A 24,931-nucleotide genomic window follows, 5' to 3' on the forward strand; every position below is an offset into this window, starting at 1 on the left:
AAGGACCACTCATGACCCGACCCCTGCCTCTGCCCGGCGCGGATTTCACCGGCAAGCGCGTGATCGTCACCGGCGCCGCGGGCATCTTCGGGCGCTGGATCGTCCAGGCCTTCGACGCAGCCGGCGCCACGCTGCTGCTGTCGGACCGCGACACGGCCGCCATGGCAGAGGTCGCGGCGGGCCTTGCGCGCCCCTGCCTGACCCATGCGACCGAACTGACCGACACGGCCTCGATCGACGATCTGGTGGCGATGGTCGGGCGCGAATGGGGCGCGGCCGACATCCTGGTCAACAACGCCGCCGTCTATCCAAGCGGCTTCCTGCTGGATGTGGATGCAGACGAATGGGACCGCATCTTCGACATCAACCTGCGCGCGCCCTTCCTGCTGACCCGCGGCATCGCCACGCAGATGGTCCGCCAGGAGGTGCGGGGCAACATCGTCATGATCTCCTCGGGCGCCTCGCGCAAGATGCGCACGACGGCCGCGCCCTATTCGATCTCCAAGACGGCGCTGGACCGGCTGACCAAGGGCTTTGCGGTCGAGCTGGCCGAATACGGCATCCGCTGCAATGCGGTGGAGCCCGGCTTTGCCGCAGGATCGACCGCCAGCCCCCTGTCCGAGGCGCATGTTCAGGCGGTGACGTCCTCGATCCCGCTTGGCCGCGCGTCCCGCTATGAGGATGCGCCGGCGGCGGTGATGTTCCTGGCGTCGGACGCGGCCAGCTTCATCACCGGGGCCACCCTGGCGGTGGATGGCGGCGGATCGGCGGGCACGATTCTGGTGCATCAGGACAAGAAGAAGGCCTTGTGATGGACCGCCGCCCCTATCTCTGGCCCGACGGCAGGCGCTCCGCCGCCTGCTTCAGCGTCGATGTCGATGCCGAGGCGCCCTATCTCTGGGCCAATCGCGCCGGGCTGCCGCCGCATCTGGGTCAGCTGGAACAGCGCCGCTTCGGCCCGCGCGAGGGGATCTGGCGCATCCTGGACATGCTGGACCGCGTGGGCGTCAAGGGCAGCTTCTACGTCCCGTCGGTGGTGGCCGAGCTGCATCCCGAGCTGCTGCCCGCGCTGTGCGACCGCGGCCACGAGATCGGCCTGCACGGCCATCTGCACGAACTGGTGTCCGAGACCCCGGACGACCGCTTCCGCGCGGCGCTGGACCGGTCGCTGGCGGTGTTCCACGCCCAGACCGGCACCGTCCCGACCGGCTTTCGGTCCCCCGCATGGGAGATGACGCCCGCGATGCTGGCCGCGCTGAAGGAGCGCGGGCTGCGCTATGACAGCTCGCTGATGGGATACGACCATCCCTATCAGATCGGCGGGCTGGTCGAGGTTCCGGTGCAGTGGCAGATCGACGACGCGATCTACTTCAAGTTCCAGGGCGGCGGCGCGGATCGCTGGCCGCCCGAACCCGCCCGCGCGGTCGAGGCCAGCTGGCGCGACGAGTTCCAGGCCGGCCGCGCCTATGGCCAGCTGTTCATGCTGACCGTCCATCCCTGGATCTCGGGGCGGGCGCAGCGGGTCGCCATGCTGGAGCGGCTTCTGACCGAGATCGCGGGTCAGGACGACGTGTGGTTCGCGACCGCGGGCCAGATCGCCGACTGGCATCTGTCGGCCCATGACGGGCGCTTCTGCGTCGCGGCGGATCTGGACCCGCTGATCGCGGCAGTGGAGGCGGGCGCATGACCTCGACATGGCAACCGGGCAAGGCGATGGTCGAGGGGCGCGGCGGCATGGTCGCAGCCCAGCACCAGGTCGCGGCGCAGGCGGGCGCTTCGGTGCTGGCGCAGGGCGGCAACGCGATGGATGCGGCCGTCACCACCGCGCTGGTCCTGTCGGTGGTCGAACCCTGGCTGAGCGGGATCGGCGGCGGCGGGTTCCTGCTCTGGCGCGACGGGTCGGACGGCCAGGCGCGCAGCCTGGATTTCTCGATGCGCGCGCCGCGCGCCTTGCGCCCCGAGGATTACCCCTTGGTCCCCGGCCATGACGATGACTGGTTCAACTGGCCCCAGGTCCAGGGGCAGCGCAACCTGATCGGCGTGCATTCCATCTGCGTGCCGGGGGCGGTGGCGGGCCTGTCCGAGGCGCTGGCCGCGCATGGCACGATCACCTGGGCTGAGGCCCTGGCCCCCGCCATCGCCGAGGCCGACAAGGGCCTCGAGGTCGACTGGTTCACCGCCCTGTGCCTGTCCATCGACGCGGCGAACCTGCTGACGGATGCGACCTCGGCGCGGATCCTGCTGCCCGAGGGGCGCGTGCCCTCCCTGGGCGAGGGGCGCGCGCGGCGCCGCCTGCCGCTGACCGAAAAGGCCGCCACCCTGCGGCGTCTGGCCGAGGCCGGGCCGCGCGACTTCTATGAGGGCCGGATCGCGCAGAGCCTGATTGCGGACATGCGGCAGTTGGGCGGCTGCATGGTGGCCGAGGATCTCTCCGGCTATCGCCCGACCTGGGGCACGCCGCTGCGCGCGCCCTGGGCGGGCGGGCAGGTCCTGGCGATGCCGGGCCTGTCGGGCGGGCCCGCGCTGCTGGACGTGCTGGCGCAGCTGGACGACCGCGCCGAAGGGGCGCCCGAGGCCGAGGATTACCATGCCTTCGCCGATGCGATCCGGGCGGCCTATGCCCGCCGCCTGACGCAGCGCGGTCATGCGGAGGCACGCGTCGATCCGGGCTGCACCACGCATCTGTCGGTGATCGACGCGGCCGGGAACGCGGTGTCGCTGACCAACACGCTGCTGTCGCGCTTCGGCTCCAAGGTGACTTCGGCCGGGACCGGGGTGCTTCTGAACAATGGCATGATGTGGTTCGACCCGCGTCCGGGCACGCCCAATGCGCTGGCCCCGGGTGCGCAGCCGCTGGCCAACATGTGCCCGGTCCTGGCCGAGACCGCCGAGGGCGGCATCATGGCCATCGGCGCGGCGGGCGGGCGGCAGATCATGCCCGCCATCGCCCAGCTGCTGGCCTTCCGGCTGCGCCACGGGATGGATCTGGGGCAGGCCCTGTCGCATCCGCGCCTGGACGCCTCCGAGCCGCGCATCCGCATCGACCGCCGCGCACCGCAGCGCGCGACCGGCCTGATCGCGCGCGACCATGACATCGAGGTGGTGGACGACGTGCTCTACCCCGTGCAATTCGCGATCCCGTCGGCGGTGGAGCGCCGCCCCGACGGACTGCTGCAGGGGATGGTGCATCCGAACCACCCCTGGTCGGCGGCCGTGGCGGCCGAGGGGGTGCGGTGATGGCGGGGGACGGGCCGGGCGATGCGGTGCTGAGCTGCCGCGATCTGCGGATCGAGATCGGCGGCATGCCGGTGGTGGACGGCACCTCGCTGTCCATCGCCGCCGGAGAGACGTTGGCGCTGGTGGGCGAATCCGGCTGCGGGAAAAGCATGACGGCCCTGGGGCTGATCCGGCTGCTGCCCGATGCCGCACGGCAGGGCGGCGGCGCGGTCACCCTGGCCGGGACGCGCATCGACAGCCTGCCCGAGCGGCAGATGAACCGGCTGCGCGGCGACCGCATGGCGATGATCTTTCAGGAGCCGGTGGCCTCGCTGGACCCGCTGATGCCCGTGGGCCGCCAGATCGCCGAGGCCCTGGACCGCGAGCCGGGCCTGGACCGCGCGGCCGTGCGGGCGCGCGTGCTGGACATCCTGCGCCGGGTGGGCCTGGACCGCCCCGAGGTCCGGGCGCGGCAATATCCCTTCCAGCTGTCGGGCGGCATGTGCCAGCGGGTGATGATCGCCATGGCAATGATCCGCCGCCCGCTGCTGCTGATCGCGGACGAGCCGACGACCGCGCTGGACGTGACCATCCAGAAGCAGATCCTGGAGCTGATGGCCGACCTGCGCCGCGAGACGGGCAGCGCCGTCCTGCTGATCACCCATGACATGGGCGTCGTCTCGGAAAGCGCGGACCGGGTGGCGGTCATGTATGCCGGGCGCATCGTCGAGACCGGCAGCGTGCGGCAGGTCTTTGCCGCCCCCCGCCATCCCTATACCGCCATGCTGCTGCGCACGATCCCGCGCCTGGACGGGCCGCGCAAGGTCGCGCTGCCGGCCATTCCGGGGGCGGTGCCCGACATCCGCGACTGGCCCGCGGGCTGCCGCTTTCACCCGCGCTGCCCGCTGGCCGGCGCGCGGTGCCGGGCCGAGGCGCCGCCCTTGGACGCGGTCGCGCCGGGCCATCAGACGGCCTGCTGGCATCACGATCGCATCGCGGAGGTGCTGACATGACCCCACCCCTCGTCTCGGTGCGCGACCTGGCGGTGCATTTCCCGATCCGCGGCGGGGTCCTGGGCCGCGTCACCGATCACGTCCGGGCGGTGGACGGGGTCAGCTTCGACCTGATGCCCGGCCGGACCGTGGCCATCGTCGGGGAATCGGGCAGCGGCAAGTCCACCACGGGCTATGCCGTGATGGGCATGCAGGCGCCCACATCCGGGCAGATCCTGATCGACGGGCGCGACCGGGCCGCCATGTCCCCGGCGGACCGGATGGCGGTGATGCGCCGCCTGCAGATCGTCTTTCAGGACCCGGCATCAGCGCTGAACCCGCGCATGACCGCCGCCGACAGCATCGCCGAGCCGCTGCAGATCCACCGCATCGGCACCGCCCGGACGCGAGCCGCGCGGGTGCGCGACCTGCTGGACCTGGTGGGCCTGCCCGCTTCGGCGGCCGACCGGCTGCCGCGCGAATTCTCGGGCGGGCAGAAACAGCGGCTGGTCATCGCGCGGGCCCTGGCGCTGGAGCCGCAGGTGGTCATCTGCGACGAGGCGGTCTCGGCGCTGGACGTGTCGATCCAGTCGCAGATCCTGAACCTGCTTCTGGAGCTGCAGGCGCGCTTGGGGCTGTCCTACATCTTCATCTCGCACGACCTGTCGGTGGTCCGCCACATCGCGGACGACATCCTGGTGATGCGCGCGGGCCGGGTGGTCGAACAGGGATCGACCGACGCGATCTTCCAGGCGGCCCGGCACGATTATACGCGCCAGCTTTTGGCGGCGGTGCCCAGGCTGTGATCATTAGGCACCGAACCTCCGCCGATCCGGCACCTGCGATTCCCGCACACTGACAGCCGCTGCTCCACCATGGAGGCTGTCGGCAAGGCAACGTCTCGCGGTAACCGTTCGACGCCAATCGAACATCGCACGAGCGTATTCAGCTGCAACAACTCAGCTGGCTGCAGGGGTGGGTCGGGATCGCCGCTTGCCGCTCCGATATGGACCGCGCTGCCTTGCGGACCTGTTACCAGCGTTCGCTTGTCGAAGAGGCAAGGTGAGGAAGGCACGCCCGTGGCCGAGATCTGCCGGAAGGCGGGGATCAGCCAGGCGACCTACTTCAACTGGAAGAAGCGGTATGGCGGTTTGCTGCCGGACGAGATGCGCCGGCTGAAGGCACTGGAAGACGAGAACGGCCGCCTCAAAAAGATCGTCGCCGACCTGACTTTGGATCGGGAAATGCTGCAGGACGTCATCCGGCGAAAGCTCTGACGCCTGGCCGGATGCGCAAATTAGTTCGCGGGATGTGCATCGATTGGGGCGCGTCGATACGCAGGGCTTGTGGGGCTCTGCGGTTCGACACCTCCACGTTCCACTACAAGTCCCGGCGCACGGACCAGGCTGTCGTCGAGAGACGGATCAGGGAGATCTGCGAAACGCGGGTGCGCTACGGCTATCGGCGTGTCCATGTCTTGCTGCGACGCGAGGGATGGCAGGTGAACATCAAGAAGACCCGAAGGATTTACAATGACTTGGGTCTGCAGCTCAGGAACAAGAACCCGAAACGGCGGGTGAAGGCCAAGCTGCGCGATGATCGCCAGGAGGCTGTCGGGCCGAACGATGTCTAGGCCATGGATTTTGTTCATGACCAACTCGCCTTTGGGCAACAAGCTGCGGATCCTGACGATTGTCAACACGCATTCGCGTTTCTGTCCAGCAGCCGACCCGCGCTTCACCTACCGCGGCGAGGATGTGGTCCGGACCCTGGAACGGGTCTGTGCCCAGGTCGGCTACCCCAGGACAATCCGGGTCGACAATGGCAGCGAATCTATCTCTCGCGATCTAGACCTGTGGGCCTACGCCAACGATGTCGCCTTGGACTTCTCAAGCCCTGGAAAGCCGACAGACAACGGCTTCATCGAGGCGTTCAACAGCAAGCTTCGGTCCGAATGCCTGAACGCCCACTGGTTCATGAGCCTTGCGGACGTGCAGGAAAAAATGGAGGATTGGCGCAGACACTACAACGAGGACCGACCCCACAGCGCGATCGGAATAACGTCCCGATCACCCTGCATTATCCCTGCGGCGCAGCCAGCCCGTCGCCATGACAAAGCCGGAAAACTCCAGCATCCGGCGGTCCAGGGTTGGGGAGCAGCGCACGAACCCGCGAACTCTCGTTATGAACGAGGGACCAATGGGGGGCAGGTCACACTCTTTTCCCCGTGATCGGCCTGAAAGTCGAAAACAGTTGTTCCGGCGGTCACAACCGCGCCCGGGTCTCGTTCCGGAAGCGGACATTCAGGCATGCGCGGAAACTTGAGCCCACTCGATCGAGACTGAGTAAAGAATTCGATCATCCGACAGGACGGCGATACAGCGGAAGGGCGTCACTTTTTCAGCAATCCGGCCAAGATGTCTTCGGCACCATTTCCGAACGCCAGATGCGTGAGGTCCTTCATCGTCATCACGCGCGGCGGTGCGATCTCGGCCACCATGGTCAGATAGCTTGGGGCATCAACGATCTGGAGGTCTTCGATCCGCATCTGGCCGCCGAGGGAAATTGCGGGAATCGGAGCATATATCTGATCCGGACCAAATTCGCCCAGCTTGTCCTTTGCCGAGAAGGAAAGCTTCGAGTAATAATCATCTGTTTCAGGCGCAACATCTTCAGGAAGTCCGGAAAAAAACATCTGCTCGAGAAATGGCCCCTCATTTCCATTCCGAATATCAGCCTCGTTGCTATCCTCACGGTCATAGACTGCATGATTTGGAGGGTCCAGATCGAATACGTGGCCGCACCTTACTCCCAAGCACTGCATCCTTCCGAAGGCATCAATCGTGATGGAAAAATAGCTGTCTACTGATGAGAAGTGGCTCCCGGAGATCCATTTCTCAATCACATCGGTGTATTTCGCTAGATTCGTGATCTGGAAGTATCCGCCCAGAAACCTTGAAAATCCGAACTTCGACCAATAGTCGAACGCGACGGCCGGCAATCCGCGCCCTTTGATTGCATCCAGCGCGCTATCAGGCGATACAAAGACCTTGGGCGCGCCATATTCAGCTCGAAACTCATCGATCGGCTTCATTATCAATCCCTGCAAGGCGGAAGACTGATGTTTAGTTTCGCGTTTGGATCAAGTCTACTATATCGTCGAGGACAGGATCCAACGGATCCGCCTTACTCAGCATTTCAGCGGATTTGCTCAACAAAAAATCAATTTCGTCTAAAGCAACGTCCATTGGAACATCCACAAGCCTGCCGCCAATTTCAAATGCTACGAGATGTGAGGTCGAGTTGAAGTCGATCACGTCCCCGTTTGGAAGCTCATACTTTCCCGGAGTGCCGTTAACCGTGCGATTGCGCAGAAAATCTGCCACAGCCGTCAGTTCCACGAAAACCATGTAGTTCCTTGGCGGCCTTTCCTCACCTCTCCGAGACTCAAGCTTGCTTGAAACGACATCTATCCTCCCAAGGCTGAATCCATTTGGATCGCTTGGGTCTGACAGGAGCAGCTTAAAGTGCATTACCTTCCCCCGAGAATTGGAAATACCGTGACGACACTGTCATCGGCAGTATCAACTACGGCACGATAATTTGCACGCATGCCATTCACCGTCATGCGCTTATCAAATATCTGTATCCTGCGGGCAGGGTCGCTCTGCCGCGTTCCCGATCCGACGATCTCCTCAACTGCCTTCTGGACATCCTCTCGCCGCGTTCCCGGTGCGAAAAGATCCCCATCGCCTGCCGCATCGTCTCCGTCGATGTGACGACGGCGGATGTGAGTCCAACCCTTGCGGTTGTCACCGTCAAGTATCCTTGGCTTCCCGATCTTCCTGACGATCCTGATGTTTGCGCCGTTCATGCCGAGGGTTCCGGGCTCGACGCGGAACTGCAGCTGGGCGAGTTCGTGGCGCAGGCGGACGATGCGGTCGCTGGCCTCGCGGGTGCCCATCGAGATCGCGCGATGCAGCCCCCGGCCGATCCGCGCCAGCGCCCCGATCGCGCTGCGGAAGCCGTCGAGGACGCGCAGCAGCACCGCGAGGCCCCGGGCGCCCGTCGCGGCGCGCGTCAGCTTGGCCGTCAGGACGGCGAACCGCCCCGCGATCAGCCCCGCGGTGGTGCCTGCCGAAAGCGCGCCGATCACCATCAGGATCAGCTCGATCAGCACCTCGGGCAGCAGAAAGCCCGAGGCCACGCCGAACATCTCGGCCCAGAAGTTGGGCACCATGTTCATCACCACCGCCATGCAGCAATGGAAGCTGTATTCGAAGGCGTTGGTCTCGCTGGCGATCAGCACCATCCGCTCGATCCAGTCCTGGCCGGTGGCCTTGACCCGGCGGAACAGCGCGCCGAACTCGCCCGGCAGCGCGCAGAGGCTGTCGACGGCCGCTTCGATCCTGTCGACGATGCCCGTGGCGAAGTTGCGCAGCGCCGCCATGATGGTCGGCAGGTGCTCGATCAGGTCCTTCGCCCCGCCGATCACGCTCTGCGCCGCGTCGGAAAGCCTGTCCCAGGCCCAGGACCCCAGCAGCAATCCCGGGCTGAGGCGCATATGGAGCGGCTGCGCCCCGTACCAGTCGGCCGCCTCCTGCGCCTTGCGGATCGCCAGCTGGCTGACCCCGCCCCAGAAGCCGCTCTCGCCGGACCACCAGGCCTGCAGGCCGCGGATCACCCCGTCGCGCTGCGCCTCGGCCACCGACAGGATGCCGCGCGCCTCCCACTGGCGGACCCAGGGCTGCAGCGCGCCGATGCCGGTGTCGCGAAACCGCGTCAGGGCCGCGCCCAGCTCGGCCATGGCCGCATCCGCCTCGGCATCGCCGGCGCGCTCGGGCACCAGATCGACATCGACGCGGCCCGGCCGCACCTCCGCCTGGCGGAACCGGCCCAGCTCGGCCAGAGGGGCGGTCTCCGCGTCGCCATCCGTCAGGCCATAGCTGGCAAGGCCGCGGGTCCGCGCCGTCCGGTCGATCACCACGCCGCCCGCATCGGCGATGCGGATCGGCGCCCCGGTCAGCTGGGTGGCCCACCGGTCGCTGTAGCACGCCTCGACCGCGACCCAACCCGCGCAGGGCTTGGTCAGGCCGTCCACCGAGCCGGTGAAGCCATAGGCGCTGGCCTGGGCGCGGGCCGCGATCTGATCGGGGGACCGGGTCATGCGTCCCCCTCGAAGGAGGCGATGCCGCGGGGCAGCAGACCCTGCCGGTCCAGCACCTGCAGCCGCGCCTGGATGCGCCGGAAGCGCCCGTCCTCGTCCAGGGTCGAGCTCAGCGTCTGCACCAGGATCCCCTCCGGATCACGGATCTGCGTCAGCGGGCCGTAGAACAGCTCCCACGCCGCCAGCATGTAGATCAGCGGCAGCCGGGTAAAGCGCAGATCGCGCGACCGGCGGATCGACGCGCCCACATGGTCGCGCAGGTCCCGCAGCGGAACCGCCGCCAGCTCGGTCGCGAAATCGCCGCGCAGCGCGCGCGCCATGTCGCGGATGCGCCGCCGCCGCATGGCCTCCGACAGCAGCACCCCCAAGCGGCCGTCCAGCGCCGGCACCGGAACCGGACCCTCGGGCGGGGCCGCGGGCAGATGGATCGCCGCACCGTCGCCGTCGCGATCCAGGCCGATGACGTCAAGGATCTGCCAGGGCTGGCCGACGGCCAGGAAGCTGCGGGCGATCACCTCCTGGTCGCGGTCCGCCGACAGGATGTCGACCATCAGATCCGGCTGCCAGAAGCGGAAGAGGACGAGCCTGCCGCCATCCGGCAGCTGCGTGAACCGGCGCAGATGGCGGTGCAGCATGTGCATGTCGCCCCGGCTGCGCAGGAACAGCGCCGCCTCCGCGTCCCAGAGATCGCGCGGCGCCGCCGAGCGCGTGAACAGCCGGCGCAGCAGGTCCGCGCCCTCGTCCAGCTCGACCAGCCAGGGCGCGGCCGCGCCCAGCTCTTCGGCCGCGCGACCCTTGAACAGGCACAGATGCGGCAGGCCGGAGGCTGCGAGCGTCTCCTCGACATCGGGCACCTTCGCGCCGTCGAGAACCGCAAAGAGCCGCAGCGGCGGCGCATCATGGCCCATGGCACGGTCCTCCGCGCCCGGTGCCTGCGGCGCGAAGAGATGCCGGCGAAGCATGTCAGGAACGGTCCTTCGCGGAAATGCACCGATCTGGCGGTCCAGCGGCTCGATCCCGGACAGGCGGATGACGCGCATGGCGGGCGCGTCCGCATGAGGCCCCTCCCCGGGCGCCCGCCCGCTCAGCGTCCAGATGTCCGAAGGCCGATCATCGGTGTTCGTCATCAAATCGGTCCCCACCGCCGGGGTTGAAAATGAATGCATCACCCTAGATCGGGCGGCCCGCGTCGTCAAAGCACCCGGACCGCGCGTCACACCGTCATCGCGACCAGGCCGGAAGGTGCCTCTGTCGGTTCATCCCGATCGGGCAATGTCCGCTTCCTGAGGGCAGCGCAGCACATCTCCGCACGGGGGCACGTCACGTCGCCCGGCTTCCGGAGCCAAAGGCCCGCGCATCCCCCTGCAGCCGCGCCATCGATCTGAAGAGCGGAGGGCAGCCCCTCACCGGAGGCGCGGATTCTCGCAGCACTGTTTGCGGCTTCGGGGGTGATACACCTGACCCGGGAGCCGAGGGCGTGGTGCTTTTCCGTCCGCCGCCTCAGCGGTCGTAACGTGCGATCTCGATCAGGTTCTGGTCCGGGTCTCGGATATAGACGGATGTGATCGGCCCCTCTGCGCCGGTCCGGACCACCGGTCCCTCTTCGACAGGCACCTTCGCGTCGGAAAGCCGCGCGATGATCACGTCCATTGCGGCAGAGGTGAGCAGGCAAAGGTCCGCCGATCCCGGTGTCGGGCGTCGGGCCTTGGGCTCGAACTCATGTCCGGCCCTGTGCAGGTTGATCTTCTGGGTCCCGAAGGTCATCGCCTTGCGCCCCTCCCCGAAGGTCACGATCTCGAACCCGAGAACTGTCCTGTAGAAGGTGCAGGTCCGGTCGATGTCGGCGACCGTCAGGACCAGATGATCCAGCGCATAGATTTCCAGCATCGTCCTGGCCTTTCTGGAACCCGTCGGTTCTCCTGACTGTGGCGATGTCGGGCAGGCGCATCAAGCATGGGTGTCGATGCGCGCCAGGCGCGTCGCGCAAAGACCGCCGGCGACCGAGATCGCAAGACCGGTCCTGCCCGCTGACCAGATGGCAGCGCCCGGTGCATGCCAGGTGGTCAGCGGCAGGAGCCGACGTTGCACCGGCCTGCTGCGGGACGGCGCAGCGTCGCCTGAATCGCGCCTCTTGCCTTCGGACAGAGCCCCTCTGCCACTATCGCCTTGACGCAGTGGGTCGGTCTCGGGTTAGGGCTTGAGGCTCCAGGGAAACGCATCGGGCGCGGAGGCTCACATGACTGTCGTCGCTGCCTATCTCTACCGCCACGGCGAGCGTGTCCGCGAGGTTTCGATTACGGAGAGGATCGACTGTCCCTCGGACAAGTCGGAATTCGTCTGGATCGGGATCTGCGATCCCACAGAAGAGGAGATGCACGCGCTCAGGGAGCAGTACGACCTGCACCCCCTGGCCGTGGAGGATGCGCTGAAGGCGGACCAGCTGCCCAAGGTCGACATCTACGGCGAACAGCTGTTCGTCGTCGCCCGGACCGCGCATCTGGAGGGCGACACGATCGCCTATGGCGAAACCGCCATCTTCGTCGGCCACAGCCATATCATCAGCGTGCGCCACGGATCGGCCCGCTCCCACATCGCGCTGCGCGCCCAGCTGGAGGCGGCGCCGACCCTGCTGGTCCACGGGGTCGACTATGTCCTTCACGCCATCCTGGACTATATCGTCGACGGCTATCTGCCCATCGTCGAGCAGGTCGAGGAGAAGGTGCTGTCCATGGAGCGCAAGACGATCGACACCTTTCTGGGTCGGGACGAGATCATCCGCATCTTCACCCTTCGACGCCATCTGAGCAGGTTCCAGCGGGTGCTCGGTCCGATGGCCGAGGTGGCGGGCAAGCTGGTCCGCCAGGACCTCCCCTGCATCGACGCGAATACCAGACCGTATTTCAACGATGTCCTGGATCACGTCCGGCGGGTTCACGCCATGGTCGACGGGCTGCTTCAGGTGCTGGCATCGGTCTTCGAGTTCAGCAACCTGCTGGAGCAGCAGCGCACCGGCATCATCACCCGCCAGCTCGCGGCCTGGGCCGCGATCCTGGCCGTGCCGACGGCGATCGCGGGGATCTATGGCATGAACTTCGAGAACATGCCCGAGCTGAGGACCAGGTACGGCTACTTCGTCGTGCTCACGGTCATCGTGGCGGCCTGCACCTTCCTCTATGTCCGCTTCAAGCGGCTCGGATGGCTCTGACGGGACCGTCCTTCACGCCAGCGATCACCACCCTGATCCGCTCCGCCCGGTAGGAGCAGCGCCCCGTCTCCGCCACGGGTCGCCAGGCACGAGGGCCGGGTCCAGGCCGCGATCCTGACGCCGGCCGACGCGATCGCGGCGCATCCGCGCGGCAGGATGGCGTGGCCCTCGCCGCGTAGATATCGGCGCAAGGTCGCCCGTCGGCCAAGGCACGGGCGCGTTTCGCGCCACTTTGTCGCCGGCATCGACGGGCAGGGCCTGCCGGGGGTCACAGGATGAAATCCTGCTCCGTCAAGGTGACATGACCAAGAACATCGATGATCATCTCGGGCTCTGCGTCGCCATCCATGTCGATCAGAACGATCGTGTGGTTAACGCCGACGTCCGTTTCCTGCCGGATGGCGATCTGTCCGCCGGGTCTGGCAGGAAGGACGCCGTCCGACAGGAACCGGAATGCATCATTGCCCGGATGGCGGGGATCGGCATCGAGAGCCGATATGTCGATGCGATCCTGACCGGGCCGGAAATCCCAAATGGCCGTGGCATATCCGCGTTCTGCAGGGCCGCGCGCCCGAAACAGGAAGACGTCAGGCCCGGCTCCACCGTGCAGATTGTCCGCGAACGCATCTGCGCCAGCCAGCAGCGTGTCGGCCCCGGAGCCACCGTAAAGATCGGCCCGTCCGCTTCCTGCGCGCAACAGGTCATCGCCTGCGTCGCCGTACAGATCGTCCGTGCCCCCGCCCCCGGACAGGATGTCATTGTCATCGCCGCCGAACAGCAGATCGTCGCCTGCGCCGCCCTGGAGGATGTCCTTTCCCGCGCCACCGCGAATGACGTCGTTCCCGTCGCGTCCGGACAGCGTGTCGTTGCCGCCCATGCCCATCAGGGTGTCGGCACGGGCATCGCCTCCGATACGGTCGAAGCCCTCATTGCCGCGGACGATCTCGAACCCCGTGATCGTGTCGCGGCCAAGGCCCGCTCCCTGAACCGTACCCGCGGCGAGGTCGATCCCCATGCCGACCGCAGAGCGGACGACAAGAACGTCGCGGCCCGGACCTCCGATCAGATGGTCGTTCCCGGCATCGAGATAGACGATGTCATCGCCGCCACCCGCATTGACGCGGTCATTGCCGGCACCACCCTGAAGCGTGTCATCGCCGTCCCCGGCACGGATCGTGTCGTGTCCGGCATGGCCCGACACCCTGCTTGAGCCCGTGACCTCCAGAAGGTCGTTGCCCGCGAAGATCCTTGCGACGAAGGCGGCATCGTCGCGGATATCGGGCGTGTCATACACCCGACGCAGGACGGCGGGCGTCAGCGACAGACCGTCCAGACTGAGCCGCAACTCATGGCTTCCCGCAGGAAGGAACGGGGAAAAACGAAACCCTTCGGAAAGGTCGATCCGGCCTATCCGACCGTCCGTCAGGCTGAGCCGGTCGTCGGTGACGAGGCCGTCGCCGAACACGTCGACCTTGAACGTCTTCCATTCGGAATCAAAGATCGTCAGGTGGTCGGCATGGGGTCCTCCCGTGCCTGGCTGCCCCCGGACCAGGCTGTCGCCCGGCCACCGCCACGCATAGTGCAGGAGATAATGAAGGGTGGACTGGTCGTAATCGACCGCGTGAAGATGAACCAATGCAGGATGCCTCAATAAGACAGGCCGACGCTAAGGCCTGCCCGGCCGTGCGGCAAGATGATTTGCGCCGGCATCGCGGCCATCGGTTCGGATCGAGACCACACAGCCTGCAGATGGCCGAGGGTGATCGCGGGGCATTCCGCGGCCGATCAAACCGTTTTCGGACACGGGCCGGTCCGCCGCCGCGATTGCCCGCCGGTCCCAAGTCCGACAGGCCGGCCAGAGCCGGATCGCCACCCGCATGTCGCGCCTTGCGACCCTGCAAGGCCCGACCGTGCCGCGGCGTCCCTTCATCGGTCCCCCTTGCCGCTCAGCCATCCCCGCCGTCGGCCAGATAGGCGGACATGATCGCCGCCAGCCGGCTGGCCCTTTCGACATGGGCCGGATCGGACAGGAGGAACTCGGACAGCAGCGCCTCGATCAGGGCAAGGCCGGGCAGGCACGACGAGGACAGGATCGGATGCTGCGCCGGTGCCAGCAGCAGGTGGTCGCAGGCCTGGGCCAGGGGCGCTGCGGGTGAATCCGTCAGGGCGATCAGCGTGGCCCCCATCGCGCGAACCCCCCGCGCCAGATCGGCCACGTCGCTGGAATAGCGCGGAAAGGATATCGCGACCACGACATCGCCCGGCCCAGCCGAGGTCAGCCGACCTGCCGCGACCTCGGTGCCGCCGAACTGGACGACGTTCACGATCCCGTCGCGATACGGCTGCAACCCAAGCGCCAGGATCGCCGCCAGATGCGCGGAAAGGCCAAAGCCCATGATCCAGACCTGCCGCGCCCTGGCCAGCATCGCGCTGGCCTCGCGCAGCGCCTCGGCCGTGGCCGCGTCCGACAGCGCCTGGACCTGCGTCATGGCCGCGCCAAGCGAGGCCTCGGCGGGCATCCCGGCACCCTGGGCCAGCCCCGTCTCCAGCTTGGCGACCGGCGCGACAAGGCCCGCGACCGTATCGGCCACGCCCGCGCGGAAGGCGGGATAGCCCTCGATCCCCAGGTCGCGCACATAGCGGCTGATGGTGCTGGCCGAGATGGCGGCCGCGCGCGAGACATCCTCGATGCCGTGGGTGGCGACGAAGACCGGGTTGCGCAGCACGAAATCCGACAGCGCACGCTGCGATTTCGACCCCTCGCGCAGCAGGGCGATGACCTCGCGTCCAAGCGGGCTGTCGGCAAAATGCCGTGCCGCGCCCGCCCCCCATGGAGAGATTTCGGTTGACGGATCATTTTTCATTTTTCAATCTTATGAAAATAAGAAAGTCATATCCAGCCCCGACAGGAGTCCCCATGCGCCTCTCCCTTGCCGCACTGTCCCTCTTCGCCCTTTCCGGCGCCGCATTCGCCCAGGACCAGGTCCGGATCGGCGTCGAAGGCAATTATCCTCCCTTCAGCCAGGTCGCGCCGGACGGATCGCTGTCGGGCTTCGACATCGACATCGCGAATGCGATCTGCGAACAGATGCAGGCCGAATGCACGCTGGTCCAGCAGGAATGGGACGGCATGATCCCGGCGCTGGCGGCCAACAAGTTCGACATGATCGTCGCCTCGATGACCATCACCGACGAGCGCAGGAAGGTGGTCGATTTTTCCGATCCCTATTATGACGTCCCCTCGCGCTTCGTCGCGGCCGAGGGTGCCTTCGAAGGCTACAGCCCCGAGGAACTGGCTGGCAAGACAATCATCGTGCTGCGCAACAGCCCCCGCGCGCAGTATCTGCAGGCGACCTATCCAGACAGCCGCATCCTGGCGGTGGACCGGGAACCGGCGGTCTATCTGGAGCTGGCGGCGGGACGCGGCGACATCGCCTTCGGCTCGTCCGTCGTCTCGGCCGAGGCGTTCCTGAAGCAGCCCGAGGGCGAGGGCTTTGCCCAGGTCGGCGAGACGCTGACCCTGACGGACAGCGTCGATGGCGGCGTCGGCATCGCCATGCGCAAGGGCGACGAGGCGCTGCGGACCCGCGTCAACCAGGCGCTGGCCGCGATCCTGGAGGACGGAAGCTATGCCGAGATGGCGGGTCGGTACTTCGACTTCGACATCACCCCGCCGCACGCCCGGCAGTGACCCGATGCGCCGCCGCCGACGCGGTGGTGCCTTTCCCTGACAGGCCACCACGACGGGCCGCCCACGAAAGGAAGGACAAGCGATGTTTCACGGCTATCTGCCGATGATCCTCGACGGGCTGCGGGTCACGCTGTCGGTGGCGCTGGTGTCGCTGGCCGTGGCCTGCATCTTCGGTCTGATGGGGGCCAGCGCCAAGCTGTCCGCCTCGCCCGTGCTGCGCGGGATCGCGGGGGCCTATACCACGGTCATCCGGGCGCTGCCCGACCTGCTGCTGATGCTGATCGTCTTCTACGGTGGACAGATCCTGCTGAACCGCGTCGCCGCCGCGCGGGGCTGGGACTATATCGACATCAACGCCTTTCTGGCCGGCACGATCACGTTGGGCTTCGTCTTCGGCGCCTATCTGACCGAGACGTTCCGCGGCGCCATCCTCGCCATCCCGCGCGGCCAGATCGAGGCGGGGCACGCCATGGGCCTGACCCGCGGGCAGGTGATGCGCGACATCGTCATCCCGCAGATGGTGCGCCATGCCATTCCGGGCTTCACCAACAACTGGCTGGTGATGCTCAAGGCGACCGCGCTGGTGTCGATCATCGGCCTTGACGACATGGTGCACCGCGCCTCGCTGGCCTCGGCGGCCACGCGCGAACCGTTCACCTTCTACGCGCTGATCGGGGCGATCTATCTGGCGGTCACCACCCTCTCGATCCTCGCACTGGGCGCGCTCGAACGCCGCGTCTCGCGCGGGGTCCGTCCGGAGGCCACGGCATGATCGACTGGACCATCGTGCGCGACATGCTGCCCGCGTTCTGGAACGGGCTGCTGATGACGCTGCTGCTGCTGGTGACCTCGGCCATCGCGGGGCTGGCGCTGGCGGTGCCGCTGGCCGTCGCACGATCCGCCCGCAGCCGGTGGGCCCGCTGGCCGGTCTTCGGCTTCACCTTTGTCATCCGCGGCACGCCGCTGCTGGTGCAGCTGTTCATCATCTATTACGGCCTGCCGCAGTTCGGGGTGATCCGGAACAGCGCGCTCTGGCCCGTGCTGCGCGATCCGTGGTTCTGCGCCTGGCTTGCCTTCACGCTGAACACCACCGCCTACACGACCGAGATCTTCGCCGGCGCGATCCGCACCACCCCCTCGGGCGAGATCGAGGCCGCCCGTGCCATGGGCCTGTCGCGCGCGCAGGTGTTCCGCGACGTCTTCTGGCCGGGTGCGTGGCGCCGCGCGCTGCCGCAATACGGCAACGAGATCGTGCAGCTGATGCACGCGACGGCGCTGGCCAGCACCGTCACCATCGTCGAGATCCTGCGCGTCGGCCGCGATGTCTATACCAACTACCTGAAGATCCCCGAAAGCTTCGGCATGGCGGCGGTCTTCTATCTGGGGCTGACGCTGGTCCTGACCGGCCTGTTCCGCGCTCTGGAACGGCATTACCTGCGCCACCTGGACCCGCGCGCCAGCGCCACCCCGCGTCCCGACCCCGTGAAAGAGCCTGCCCATGCGTGAACGTCATTTCTCCCTGCCCGGACGCGGTCCCGGCACCTGCCATCGGGTCCTGACCCTGTCCTTCGGCGACCCGGATGCGCGGCCGCATGTCCATGTGCAGGGCGGGCTGCACGCGGATGAGGGGCCGGGGATGATGGCGGCGCGGCAACTGGCCGACCGACTGGCCGAGGTCGAGGCGGCGGGCGGGATGCGCGGCCATGTGACGGTCGTGCCCTTCGCCAACCCTCTGGGCCTCGGGCAGGTGCTGCATGGCGATCATTCGGGGCGGTTCGACCTCTATGACGGGCGCAACTTCAACCGCGACTATCCCGACCTGACCGAGGACGCGGCCTCGGCGCTTGCGGGCCGGCTGACGGATGACGCGGCGACCAATGTCGCGCTGATCCGCGCCGCGCTGCGGACGGTTCTGGCCGCGCGCTGCCCCGTCGGTCCGGCCGAGGCGCTGCGCCATCACCTGATGGGGCAGGCGCTTGGCGCGGATGTGGTGCTGGACCTGCATTGCGACGGCGAGGCCGAGATGCACCTCTATACCCAGCCCGCGGCATGGGACCGGCTGGCGCCCCTTGCCGCGCTGACCGGCTGTCGCGCGGTGCTGCTGGCCGAGGTGTCGGGCGGCCATCCCTTCGACGAGGCGCTGTCGGGTCCCTGGACCGCGCTGGCCGCGCGCTTTCCGGACTGCCCCGTGCCGATGGGCTGCGCCAGCACCACGGTGGAACTGCGCGGCCGTTCGGACGTGTGCCGCGACCTGGGGGCGCGGGATGCCGGGGCGATCCTGGACTATCTGACGCATCTGGGCGTCATCGCGGGCGCGGTCGACCTGCCGCCGCCGTCCTGCCGGCCGACGCCCTTGGCCGGATCCGAGGCGCTGGTCGCCCCCGCCGCCGGGCTTCTGTCCTATGTCGCGCCACTGGGCGCCACCGTTGCGGCGGGCGATCCGATCGCCGAGATCACCGATCTGGAAAGCGGCGCCGTGCTGCCCGTCCGCGCGACCACCTCGGGCGTCTTCTACGCCCGCCCCGCCACCCGCATCGCCGAGGCCGGCAAGCGCCTTGGCAAGATCGCAGGCGAACGTCCGTTCCGCGACGGCCCGCTGCTCAGCCCCTGAGGACCAGATCCATGCTTCACGCGACCGACATCCGCAAGAGCTTCGGCACCCGCGAGGTGCTGTGCGGCATCAGCCTTGCCGCCGCCAAGGGGGACGTGATCTCGATGATCGGCTCCTCGGGCTCGGGCAAGAGCACCTTCCTGCGCTGCCTCAACTTCCTGGAGCATCCCACGGCGGGCCGGATCGCCCTTGGCGGTGAGGTGCTGGCCTGCAAGCGGGACCGCAACGGCGATCAGACCGTCGCCGATCCGGCGCAGCTGCGGGCCTTCCGCGCCCGCGTGACGATGGTCTTTCAGCAGTTCAACCTGTGGTCGCACCTGACCGCACGCGAGAATGTCATGCTGGGGCCCGTCCGCGTCCATGGCCTGTCGCGCCCCGAGGCGGCCGAGCGGGCCGATCACTATCTTGCCCGCGTCGGGGTCTCGCACCGCAAGGACGCCTATCCGGGCTTCCTGTCGGGCGGAGAGCAGCAGCGCGTGGCCATCGCCCGCGCCCTTGCGATGGAGCCCGAGCTGATGCTGTTCGACGAGCCGACCAGCGCGCTGGACCCCGAACTGGTGGGCGAGGTGCTGCGGGTGATGCGCAGCCTTGCCGAGGAGGGGCGCACGATGATCGTCGTCACGCATGAGATGAACTTCGCGCGCGACGTCGCCAATCGCGTCGTGTTCCTCGACAAGGGCGTGATCGCCGAGGAGGGCAACCCCGCCGAGGTCCTGCGCCATCCCCGCACCGCGCGTCTGCAAGGCTTCCTTGCCGCACAGGCCGCCTGAGAGGCGGAACGCCGCGGGCCGGAAACAAGGCGCTGCAACCCGAGTCGGGTTGCATTCCCATGGAAAGGCGCGACAGCCACCGGTCGGGGCGTCTGCGGTCTTGCAGCCGGCGTTCCTGAACGCGGCAGCGATCCTTGCCATGCCCCCCCTTGCCGGAGCAGTCGTGATCGCGGGCCTGCCTCCGCCCCGGTGCCGGCATCGTCAGACACCGTCCGTGGCGGCTTCGTTTACGCACGCCATCGGGCGGCATCGCGCCATAGCCTCAGCTGACCCCTCACGGATGCGGGGCCTGACCGCCATATACTACTTCGCCTCACGCTCACCCGGACCGGCTTGGCCTATCCAGAAACCGTCAGCGGCACCACTTGCGGCAGGCGGACAATCGGAGCGACCCGGCATCGCCGTTCCGAACCGTGTCAGAACGTTCGGCTGACGTTCAGCAGGACCTGACGTTCGGGTCCCGGGGCGACGCGGCCCTCCATCATCTTCCAGAACGGCAGATCGTGATCCTGATCCAGCAGGTTCTTGACGGCGATCGAGACGCTTGTCCCGCCGGAGGTGTAGCTTGCCGAGGCGTTGACCACGCCGTATCCGGCCGTCCTGTAGGTGTTGGACTGCTCGACCCAGGACGGGGAGGCGGCATGAATTCCCGCCCCTGCACGCCAGCCGTCACCGGCCTTGTCGCGGCGGTCATGGTCGATCCACAGGCTGGCCGAATGGCGCGGAACGCCGGGCAGGTCGGAGCCTGCGACGGCACCCATGGGAATGTCCCGCGTCAGTTCGGCATCGGTATAGGCATAGTTCGCCAAGACCCGCCATGCGCCGCCGGTCTGCCACACGCCGTCAAGCTCGATCCCCTGCGCGCGCTGCTGACCCTCGGTGATGCTGGTCAGGAATGTCGGATCGGTCGGATCGGTGACCGGCACGTTGCTGCGCTCGATCCGGAAGGCGGCGATGCTGCCCGACAGGGCGCCGTCGTCGTATTTCACGCCGATCTCGGCCTGCTTCGAATGTTCCGGTTTCGGCATGGACGAATAGAAGTAGAACGCGTTGGCGCTCAGTCCCTCGCTGTAGCTGGCAAAGGCCGACATCCTGTCATCCAGGTCATAGACCGCGCCGATCCGCGGCAGCAGGCGCGTCTTGTCCAGCGTATCCCGACGGCCATAGCCTTCAGAATCATAGTCCGTCTTGAGATAGGCCAGGCGCAGCCCGCCCAGAAGGTGCAGCCGCCCATACGTCGACTGTGCCTGGACGAACGCCCCTGCGGTCGTGTAGCGCCCGTCGCCCTCGCCCATCGCCAGCGTCGAGGGCATGGTCCATTCGGGCCACGCCCCCGGGTTCAGCAGGTCGTTCGTGCCTGCGAAATCCATATACATGAGCGAGTAATCCTCGATCCGCGAGACATCCGCACCGAACAGGAGGGTGTGATCCCAGCCTCTTGTGGCAAAGCGGCCCTGGAACGAGGTGTTCAGGCTGTATTCGGTCTGCTTTCCGGGCACATAGGAGTTGAACAGGTTCCACGTCGTCGGACCGGCATCGGGCGCGGCAGACAGGGTGATCTGGGTGATCTGTTCGACATCGTTGCGGCCATGGCGGAACTGCGTGCGGTTCGACCACGCGCCGTCGAAATCATGGTCCAGCGTCACCGTCAGCTTGCGGGTCCTGGTGTGGCTGGCGGGGATGTCCGGATCGCCGATGTAGAGGTCCCGGTCTAGCCGGAAGTCTCCGGCGACGGTGCCGACGGCGGGAAGGCCCTGATATTCCTGCGCCTCCCACCGCGACAGGTGCCCCTCGATGGTCAGCCGCGTGTCGGTGCCATGGCCGAAGGTCAGCGAGGGGCTCAGCGAATAACGCTCGGTCTCGATCACGTCCACATCGGCGTCGGAGCGGGCATAGCTGCCGTTCACGCGGAACAGCACGTTGCCGGGCAGGGTCCGGTTGATGTCGAAGGACGGCTCGACGGTGTTATTCGTGCCATAGGTCAGCCCGAGGGTGGTGAAGTCCCGATCCTCGGGCTTCCTGGTGACGATGTTGACGATCCCGCCCAAGGGGGCGCCCACACCGCCACCGTAGAGGATGGCGTTCGGCCCCTTGAGGACCTCGATCCTCTCGACGCCGGCCAGGGCATCGGCATCGCCTGTGTTGATGTAGTTCGAGATGCCGTCGCGGAAGAACTGCGCCGGAAAGCCGCGCAGGATGGTCGATTCGAAGGCCGGTGTCTGCAGGGGCACGTTGCCCTGGGCGCCGCTGACGTTGCGCAGCGCCTCCTGCATGGTCGTCACGCCCTGGTCCTGGAGGATCCGGGGCGTGATCACCTGCACCGATTGCGGCACCTGCCGCAGCGGCGTCTCGGTCCGGGTGGCGCTGGTCGCCGCCGTGGCGCGGTAGCCGTCGATCACCGCGCCGTTCCGCGAGGCATAGAGGGTGATGGGGTCGAGAAGGATCGGCTCCCGCGCCTTTGCGGCAGGGGCGATGAGGCAGGCGGCGGAAAGAAGCAGCCAGGCCCGGGAAGCGGGGAATGTCATTGTCACTGTCCGATCGATTGTTCTGAAGGATCGGCCCGCCTGCCGGGGCGGGCCGCCGGTGTCAGGTCGGCTGCAGGCCGTCGCGCCCGCGCAGGCGGCGGACCAGCATGTCCAGGCCCAGCATGACCAGAAGCGATGCGCCCGTCAGCGGAAAGAGGATGCCCCCGACCGCCAGGATCGCCAGAAGACCGCGGAACACGCGCTTGTCCCGCGGCATCGGCGGCACGCCCATCGACCGCGACGGGCGGCGCTTCCACCACATCATGCCGGCCGAGACGGCCAGGAGGATCACCCCTGCGCAGACCGCCAGCAGGACGATCTGGTTGGCGAGGCCGAACTGCTGGCCCATATGGGTGTTGATCCCGAACTCCAGCCAGCGCCCCATGGGGCCGTAATCGGCATAGCTCATGTCCAGCAGCGGCTGGCCGTCGTATTGGTCCAGATGCACCACGCGCTGCTGGCTGAGATCGTCGGGATAGACCGAGCCGCTGTAGACCCCCGTCGGCGAGGAGGGCAGCGACACCGCATAGCCCGCATGCAGCCCAAGCCGGTCGAACTCCGCGACCGCGGCGTCAAGGCCGATGGGGGTCGCGCCCTCGGCGGGCGGCAGGGTTTCGGGGACCTGCGCCTGCTCCAGCGACCACGAGGTCTGCGCGGTCTCGGTCAGGCGCTGCCCGGACATCGGCACGTCGACGCGCACGCCGGACGGATAGCCGAAATTGTGTCCGTTGGCCCATTCGTTGACCTTGCCGCCCCAGACCTGCGACCAGGGCATGCCGGTCACCGCCAGGAACACGATGAAGCCGCCCACCACGATGCCCGTCACCGCATGGGTGTCGCGCCAGAAGACGCGCTTGCGGCGGTCGCCCCGGACCGACAGAACCCCGCCCGAGCGGCCGCGCGGCCACCACAGGTAGATCCCCGTGCCGACCAGCAGGATCGTCCAGCCGCCCACGATCTCGATCACGCCGCGCGCCACGGGGCCGAAATAGCGCAGGCTGTGCAGATAGCGCACCGTCCACATGACCGTGCTGCGGTCCGGGCGCGCGCCCAGCACGTTGCCCCTGTAGGGGTCGACATAGACCGCCATCCGCCGTCCGTCATCGGCGGCCACGGTGATCTCGGCCGAGACATGGGGGGCGGCGGGGTCGGTATACTTGACCGCGCGTCCGGGCACGGCGGTGATCGCCGATGCGACCAGCTGCTCGGGGCTAAGGGGGGCGGTCTCCTGGACCGCGACCCGCTTGATGTCGGCATGCACGATCATGTCGATCTCGTCGCGGAACAGATAGGCCGCGCCGGTGATCGCCAGGGTGATCAGGAAGGGCAGGACGAACAGTCCCGCATAGAAATGCCAGCGCCACACGGCGCGATAGAGGTCGGACGCTGCCGCAGGCATGCGGGTCGTGGCGTCCATGGTCGCATCGGACATGGAGGTTCCCTGTGGGTTGTCGGTATGGATGATGCGGCGGCACGCGGCCTGCGCGCCGCCGCCAGGGATCAGCTGGCCAGCAGGCGGCGGATGGTGCCCATCGCGCGGTCATGGTCCTCGCGATAGCCGATCAGCCCGAAATAGGCGCCCCGCGCATCGAACAGCAGGACCTGGGTCGAGTGGTTCATCGTATAGCCGCCGCCCTCCAGCGGGACGGGCGCGGCATAGATGCGAAAGGCCGCGATGGCTTTGTCGATCTCGGCCCGGTCGCCTGTGATGCCGGTGACGCCGGGTACCCAGGAGACGTATTCGCCCAGGACCTCGCGCGTGTCCCGCTCGGGGTCCACGGTGATGAACAGCGTCCGCAGCTGCTGGCCGTCCCGGGCCAGATCCTCCTGCCAGGCGGTGACCTCGCCCAGGGTGGTCGGGCAGACATCGGGGCAATGGGTGAAGCCGAAGAACACCGCCGTCGGCTGACCGGCCAGGTCGGCCTGGGTGAAGGGCTGCCCGTCGGCCGTGACCAGGGCGTAATCGCCCTTGCCCAGGGATTGCAGGGCCATGGGCTGCGCGCCGGGTTCCGGGCGCAGGAACAGCGCCCAGAGCAGGATGAGCGCGGCGGTCACGACCGCGGCCCAGAGCACCGCGCGCAGCATCCGCAGGCTGTTTGCGTCAGCCATGATCAGTGATCCGCATGCGCGTCGGCGCCATGGGCGCCATGACCCACGGCGCCCGCGTTGAAGGCCTGGATCGACAGCGGCACGGTGATCTGGCCCGCATCCTCGAAGGTCAGGGTGACGTCGACGGTCTCTCCCTCGACCAGCGGACCGGTCAGGTCCATGAACATCAGGTGATAGCCGCCGGGCTGCAGCGCGACCGTCTGGCCGGCCGGGATGGGCAGGCCCTCCTCCAGCGCGCGCATGGCCATGACGTCGCCGTCCATCACCATCTCATGGATCTCCATGCGGCCCGCGATGGCGGAGGAGGCCGCGATCAGCCGGTCGTCGGCCTCGCCGCCATTGGCGATGGTCAGGAAACCGCCCGCGACGGGGGCGTTGGGCAGGGTCGCGCGCGAGTAGGGCGCGGCCAGCGTCAGCGCGCCCAGCTGCCAGGAGGCCTCCGGATCGGGCAGGGCCAGGGCCGCGTCAGGTGCCGCGGCGTGATCGCCATGGCTGTGGTCGCCGCCATCGGCCGGGCCATGCGCCAAGGTTGCGGATGCGATCAGGGATGCCGCGGCCAGCGCGGCAAGAAACAGGGATTTCTGCATGTCGGGTCTCATCGGTGAAGGTCAGGGACGTCGCCTGCCGGGATCGGCGGGCGGTCGG

General features: G+C 67.6%; 22 protein-coding genes and 1 pseudogene. 12 read left to right on the forward strand and 11 right to left on the reverse strand.

Features of this window, described 5'->3' with window-relative positions:
• Positions 1-11 precede the first annotated feature (11 nt).
• The 6 genes and pseudogenes from AACG61_RS20715 (at position 12) to AACG61_RS20740 (ending at position 6,321) form a co-directional block, all read left to right on the forward strand.
• The gene (locus AACG61_RS20715) at positions 12-812 is read left to right on the forward strand and encodes an SDR family NAD(P)-dependent oxidoreductase (protein ID WP_411840518.1); all 801 of its coding nucleotides are present in this window, start codon (positions 12-14) and stop codon (positions 810-812) included.
• A complete protein-coding gene (locus AACG61_RS20720; RefSeq protein WP_411840519.1) occupies positions 812-1,687 on the forward strand; it encodes a polysaccharide deacetylase family protein in 876 nt (291 codons plus the stop codon). Before AACG61_RS20715 ends, AACG61_RS20720 begins: the two co-directional genes overlap by 1 nt.
• Positions 1,684-3,237, forward strand: coding sequence for a gamma-glutamyltransferase family protein (locus AACG61_RS20725; protein ID WP_411840520.1), 1,554 nt, complete (start codon positions 1,684-1,686; stop codon positions 3,235-3,237). The genes AACG61_RS20720 and AACG61_RS20725 overlap by 4 nt, the downstream gene beginning before the upstream one ends.
• Positions 3,237-4,229 (forward strand): ABC transporter ATP-binding protein, encoded by a 993-nt coding sequence (locus AACG61_RS20730; RefSeq protein WP_411840521.1) that lies wholly within the window; start codon positions 3,237-3,239, stop codon positions 4,227-4,229. The genes AACG61_RS20725 and AACG61_RS20730 overlap by 1 nt, the downstream gene beginning before the upstream one ends.
• Complete coding sequence (locus tag AACG61_RS20735) at positions 4,226-5,014, forward strand: ABC transporter ATP-binding protein (protein ID WP_411840522.1); 789 nt, start codon at positions 4,226-4,228, stop codon at positions 5,012-5,014. The genes AACG61_RS20730 and AACG61_RS20735 overlap by 4 nt, the downstream gene beginning before the upstream one ends.
• A gap of 210 nt (positions 5,015-5,224) precedes the next feature.
• Positions 5,225-6,321, forward strand: a pseudogene (locus tag AACG61_RS20740) (IS3 family transposase).
• A gap of 279 nt (positions 6,322-6,600) precedes the next feature.
• On the opposite strand, the gene AACG61_RS20745 reads toward AACG61_RS20740, so the two are convergent.
• From AACG61_RS20745 to AACG61_RS20765, 5 genes are all read right to left on the reverse strand, one after another.
• A complete protein-coding gene (locus tag AACG61_RS20745; RefSeq protein ID WP_411840523.1) occupies positions 6,601-7,302 on the reverse strand; it encodes a GAD-like domain-containing protein in 702 nt (233 codons plus the stop codon).
• Between the two features lie 31 nt (positions 7,303-7,333).
• Entirely contained in the window at positions 7,334-7,618 is a 285-nt protein-coding gene (locus AACG61_RS20750) for a hypothetical protein (protein WP_411840524.1), read from the reverse strand.
• A gap of 122 nt (positions 7,619-7,740) precedes the next feature.
• On the reverse strand, positions 7,741-9,375 hold the full coding sequence (locus AACG61_RS20755; protein WP_411840525.1) for a hypothetical protein: 1,635 nt from the start codon (positions 9,373-9,375) through the stop codon (positions 7,741-7,743).
• Positions 9,372-10,502, reverse strand: coding sequence for a DUF4123 domain-containing protein (locus tag AACG61_RS20760; protein ID WP_411840526.1), 1,131 nt, complete (start codon positions 10,500-10,502; stop codon positions 9,372-9,374). The genes AACG61_RS20755 and AACG61_RS20760 overlap by 4 nt, the downstream gene beginning before the upstream one ends.
• Positions 10,503-10,875: 373 nt before the next feature.
• A complete protein-coding gene (locus AACG61_RS20765) occupies positions 10,876-11,262 on the reverse strand; it encodes a VOC family protein (protein ID WP_411840527.1) in 387 nt (128 codons plus the stop codon).
• Positions 11,263-11,611: 349 nt separating this feature from the next.
• On the opposite strand from AACG61_RS20765, the gene AACG61_RS20770 reads away from it, so the two are divergent.
• Positions 11,612-12,580 carry a magnesium and cobalt transport protein CorA gene (locus tag AACG61_RS20770; RefSeq protein WP_411840528.1) on the forward strand — a complete coding sequence of 323 codons (969 nt, stop codon included), beginning with the start codon at positions 11,612-11,614 and terminating at the stop codon, positions 12,578-12,580.
• A gap of 268 nt (positions 12,581-12,848) precedes the next feature.
• Here AACG61_RS20770 and AACG61_RS20775 read toward each other — a convergent pair whose 3' ends face one another.
• Positions 12,849-14,216 (reverse strand): calcium-binding protein, encoded by a 1,368-nt coding sequence (locus AACG61_RS20775; RefSeq protein WP_411840529.1) that lies wholly within the window; start codon positions 14,214-14,216, stop codon positions 12,849-12,851.
• Positions 14,217-14,526: 310 nt separating this feature from the next.
• The gene (locus AACG61_RS20780) at positions 14,527-15,444 is read right to left on the reverse strand and encodes a MurR/RpiR family transcriptional regulator (RefSeq protein ID WP_411840530.1); all 918 of its coding nucleotides are present in this window, start codon (positions 15,442-15,444) and stop codon (positions 14,527-14,529) included.
• A gap of 53 nt (positions 15,445-15,497) precedes the next feature.
• On the opposite strand from AACG61_RS20780, the gene AACG61_RS20785 reads away from it, so the two are divergent.
• The 5 genes from AACG61_RS20785 to AACG61_RS20805 all read left to right on the forward strand — a co-directional run bounded on the left by AACG61_RS20785 (position 15,498) and on the right by AACG61_RS20805 (position 19,652).
• Positions 15,498-16,271, forward strand: coding sequence for a transporter substrate-binding domain-containing protein (locus AACG61_RS20785; RefSeq protein ID WP_411840531.1), 774 nt, complete (start codon positions 15,498-15,500; stop codon positions 16,269-16,271).
• 82 nt (positions 16,272-16,353) lie between these two features.
• Positions 16,354-17,043: an ABC transporter permease gene (locus AACG61_RS20790; protein ID WP_411840532.1), complete on the forward strand. Its 690-nt coding sequence runs from the start codon at positions 16,354-16,356 to the stop codon at positions 17,041-17,043.
• Positions 17,040-17,777, forward strand: coding sequence for an ABC transporter permease (locus AACG61_RS20795; protein ID WP_411840533.1), 738 nt, complete (start codon positions 17,040-17,042; stop codon positions 17,775-17,777). Before AACG61_RS20790 ends, AACG61_RS20795 begins: the two co-directional genes overlap by 4 nt.
• Positions 17,770-18,882, forward strand: coding sequence for a succinylglutamate desuccinylase/aspartoacylase family protein (locus AACG61_RS20800; RefSeq protein WP_411840534.1), 1,113 nt, complete (start codon positions 17,770-17,772; stop codon positions 18,880-18,882). Before AACG61_RS20795 ends, AACG61_RS20800 begins: the two co-directional genes overlap by 8 nt.
• An 11-nt stretch (positions 18,883-18,893) precedes the next feature.
• On the forward strand, positions 18,894-19,652 hold the full coding sequence (locus tag AACG61_RS20805) for an ABC transporter ATP-binding protein (protein ID WP_411840535.1): 759 nt from the start codon (positions 18,894-18,896) through the stop codon (positions 19,650-19,652).
• A 416-nt stretch (positions 19,653-20,068) separates the two neighbouring features.
• Here the strand turns inward: AACG61_RS20805 and AACG61_RS20810 are convergent, their stop codons facing one another.
• The 4 genes from AACG61_RS20810 to AACG61_RS20825 all read right to left on the reverse strand — a co-directional run bounded on the left by AACG61_RS20810 (position 20,069) and on the right by AACG61_RS20825 (position 24,873).
• Positions 20,069-22,177, reverse strand: coding sequence for a TonB-dependent receptor (locus AACG61_RS20810; protein WP_411840536.1), 2,109 nt, complete (start codon positions 22,175-22,177; stop codon positions 20,069-20,071).
• 61 nt (positions 22,178-22,238) lie between these two features.
• Complete coding sequence (locus tag AACG61_RS20815; protein ID WP_411840537.1) at positions 22,239-23,609, reverse strand: PepSY-associated TM helix domain-containing protein; 1,371 nt, start codon at positions 23,607-23,609, stop codon at positions 22,239-22,241.
• Between the two features lie 68 nt (positions 23,610-23,677).
• On the reverse strand, positions 23,678-24,286 hold the full coding sequence (locus AACG61_RS20820; protein WP_411840538.1) for an SCO family protein: 609 nt from the start codon (positions 24,284-24,286) through the stop codon (positions 23,678-23,680).
• 2 nt (positions 24,287-24,288) lie between these two features.
• Positions 24,289-24,873: a copper chaperone PCu(A)C gene (locus tag AACG61_RS20825; protein WP_411840539.1), complete on the reverse strand. Its 585-nt coding sequence runs from the start codon at positions 24,871-24,873 to the stop codon at positions 24,289-24,291.
• Positions 24,874-24,931 lie beyond the last annotated feature (58 nt).

The sequence above is a fragment of the Paracoccus sp. ME4 genome (assembly GCF_046736325.1).
Classification (GTDB): domain Bacteria; phylum Pseudomonadota; class Alphaproteobacteria; order Rhodobacterales; family Rhodobacteraceae; genus Paracoccus.

Coding starts and splice junctions, on each gene's coding strand:
- AACG61_RS20715 (WP_411840518.1), top strand. CDS start 12: ATGACCCGACCCCTGCCTCTGCCCGGCGCGGATTTCACCGGCAAGCGC.
- AACG61_RS20720 (WP_411840519.1), top strand. CDS start 812: ATGGACCGCCGCCCCTATCTCTGGCCCGACGGCAGGCGCTCCGCCGCC.
- AACG61_RS20725 (WP_411840520.1), top strand. CDS start 1,684: ATGACCTCGACATGGCAACCGGGCAAGGCGATGGTCGAGGGGCGCGGC.
- AACG61_RS20730 (WP_411840521.1), top strand. CDS start 3,237: ATGGCGGGGGACGGGCCGGGCGATGCGGTGCTGAGCTGCCGCGATCTG.
- AACG61_RS20735 (WP_411840522.1), top strand. CDS start 4,226: ATGACCCCACCCCTCGTCTCGGTGCGCGACCTGGCGGTGCATTTCCCG.
- AACG61_RS20745 (WP_411840523.1), bottom strand. CDS start 7,302: ATGAAGCCGATCGATGAGTTTCGAGCTGAATATGGCGCGCCCAAGGTC.
- AACG61_RS20750 (WP_411840524.1), bottom strand. CDS start 7,618: ATGGTTTTCGTGGAACTGACGGCTGTGGCAGATTTTCTGCGCAATCGC.
- AACG61_RS20755 (WP_411840525.1), bottom strand. CDS start 9,375: ATGACCCGGTCCCCCGATCAGATCGCGGCCCGCGCCCAGGCCAGCGCC.
- AACG61_RS20760 (WP_411840526.1), bottom strand. CDS start 10,502: ATGACGAACACCGATGATCGGCCTTCGGACATCTGGACGCTGAGCGGG.
- AACG61_RS20765 (WP_411840527.1), bottom strand. CDS start 11,262: ATGCTGGAAATCTATGCGCTGGATCATCTGGTCCTGACGGTCGCCGAC.
- AACG61_RS20770 (WP_411840528.1), top strand. CDS start 11,612: ATGACTGTCGTCGCTGCCTATCTCTACCGCCACGGCGAGCGTGTCCGC.
- AACG61_RS20780 (WP_411840530.1), bottom strand. CDS start 15,444: ATGAAAAATGATCCGTCAACCGAAATCTCTCCATGGGGGGCGGGCGCG.
- AACG61_RS20785 (WP_411840531.1), top strand. CDS start 15,498: ATGCGCCTCTCCCTTGCCGCACTGTCCCTCTTCGCCCTTTCCGGCGCC.
- AACG61_RS20790 (WP_411840532.1), top strand. CDS start 16,354: ATGTTTCACGGCTATCTGCCGATGATCCTCGACGGGCTGCGGGTCACG.
- AACG61_RS20795 (WP_411840533.1), top strand. CDS start 17,040: ATGATCGACTGGACCATCGTGCGCGACATGCTGCCCGCGTTCTGGAAC.
- AACG61_RS20800 (WP_411840534.1), top strand. CDS start 17,770: ATGCGTGAACGTCATTTCTCCCTGCCCGGACGCGGTCCCGGCACCTGC.
- AACG61_RS20805 (WP_411840535.1), top strand. CDS start 18,894: ATGCTTCACGCGACCGACATCCGCAAGAGCTTCGGCACCCGCGAGGTG.
- AACG61_RS20810 (WP_411840536.1), bottom strand. CDS start 22,177: ATGACATTCCCCGCTTCCCGGGCCTGGCTGCTTCTTTCCGCCGCCTGC.
- AACG61_RS20815 (WP_411840537.1), bottom strand. CDS start 23,609: ATGTCCGATGCGACCATGGACGCCACGACCCGCATGCCTGCGGCAGCG.
- AACG61_RS20820 (WP_411840538.1), bottom strand. CDS start 24,286: ATGGCTGACGCAAACAGCCTGCGGATGCTGCGCGCGGTGCTCTGGGCC.
- AACG61_RS20825 (WP_411840539.1), bottom strand. CDS start 24,873: ATGCAGAAATCCCTGTTTCTTGCCGCGCTGGCCGCGGCATCCCTGATC.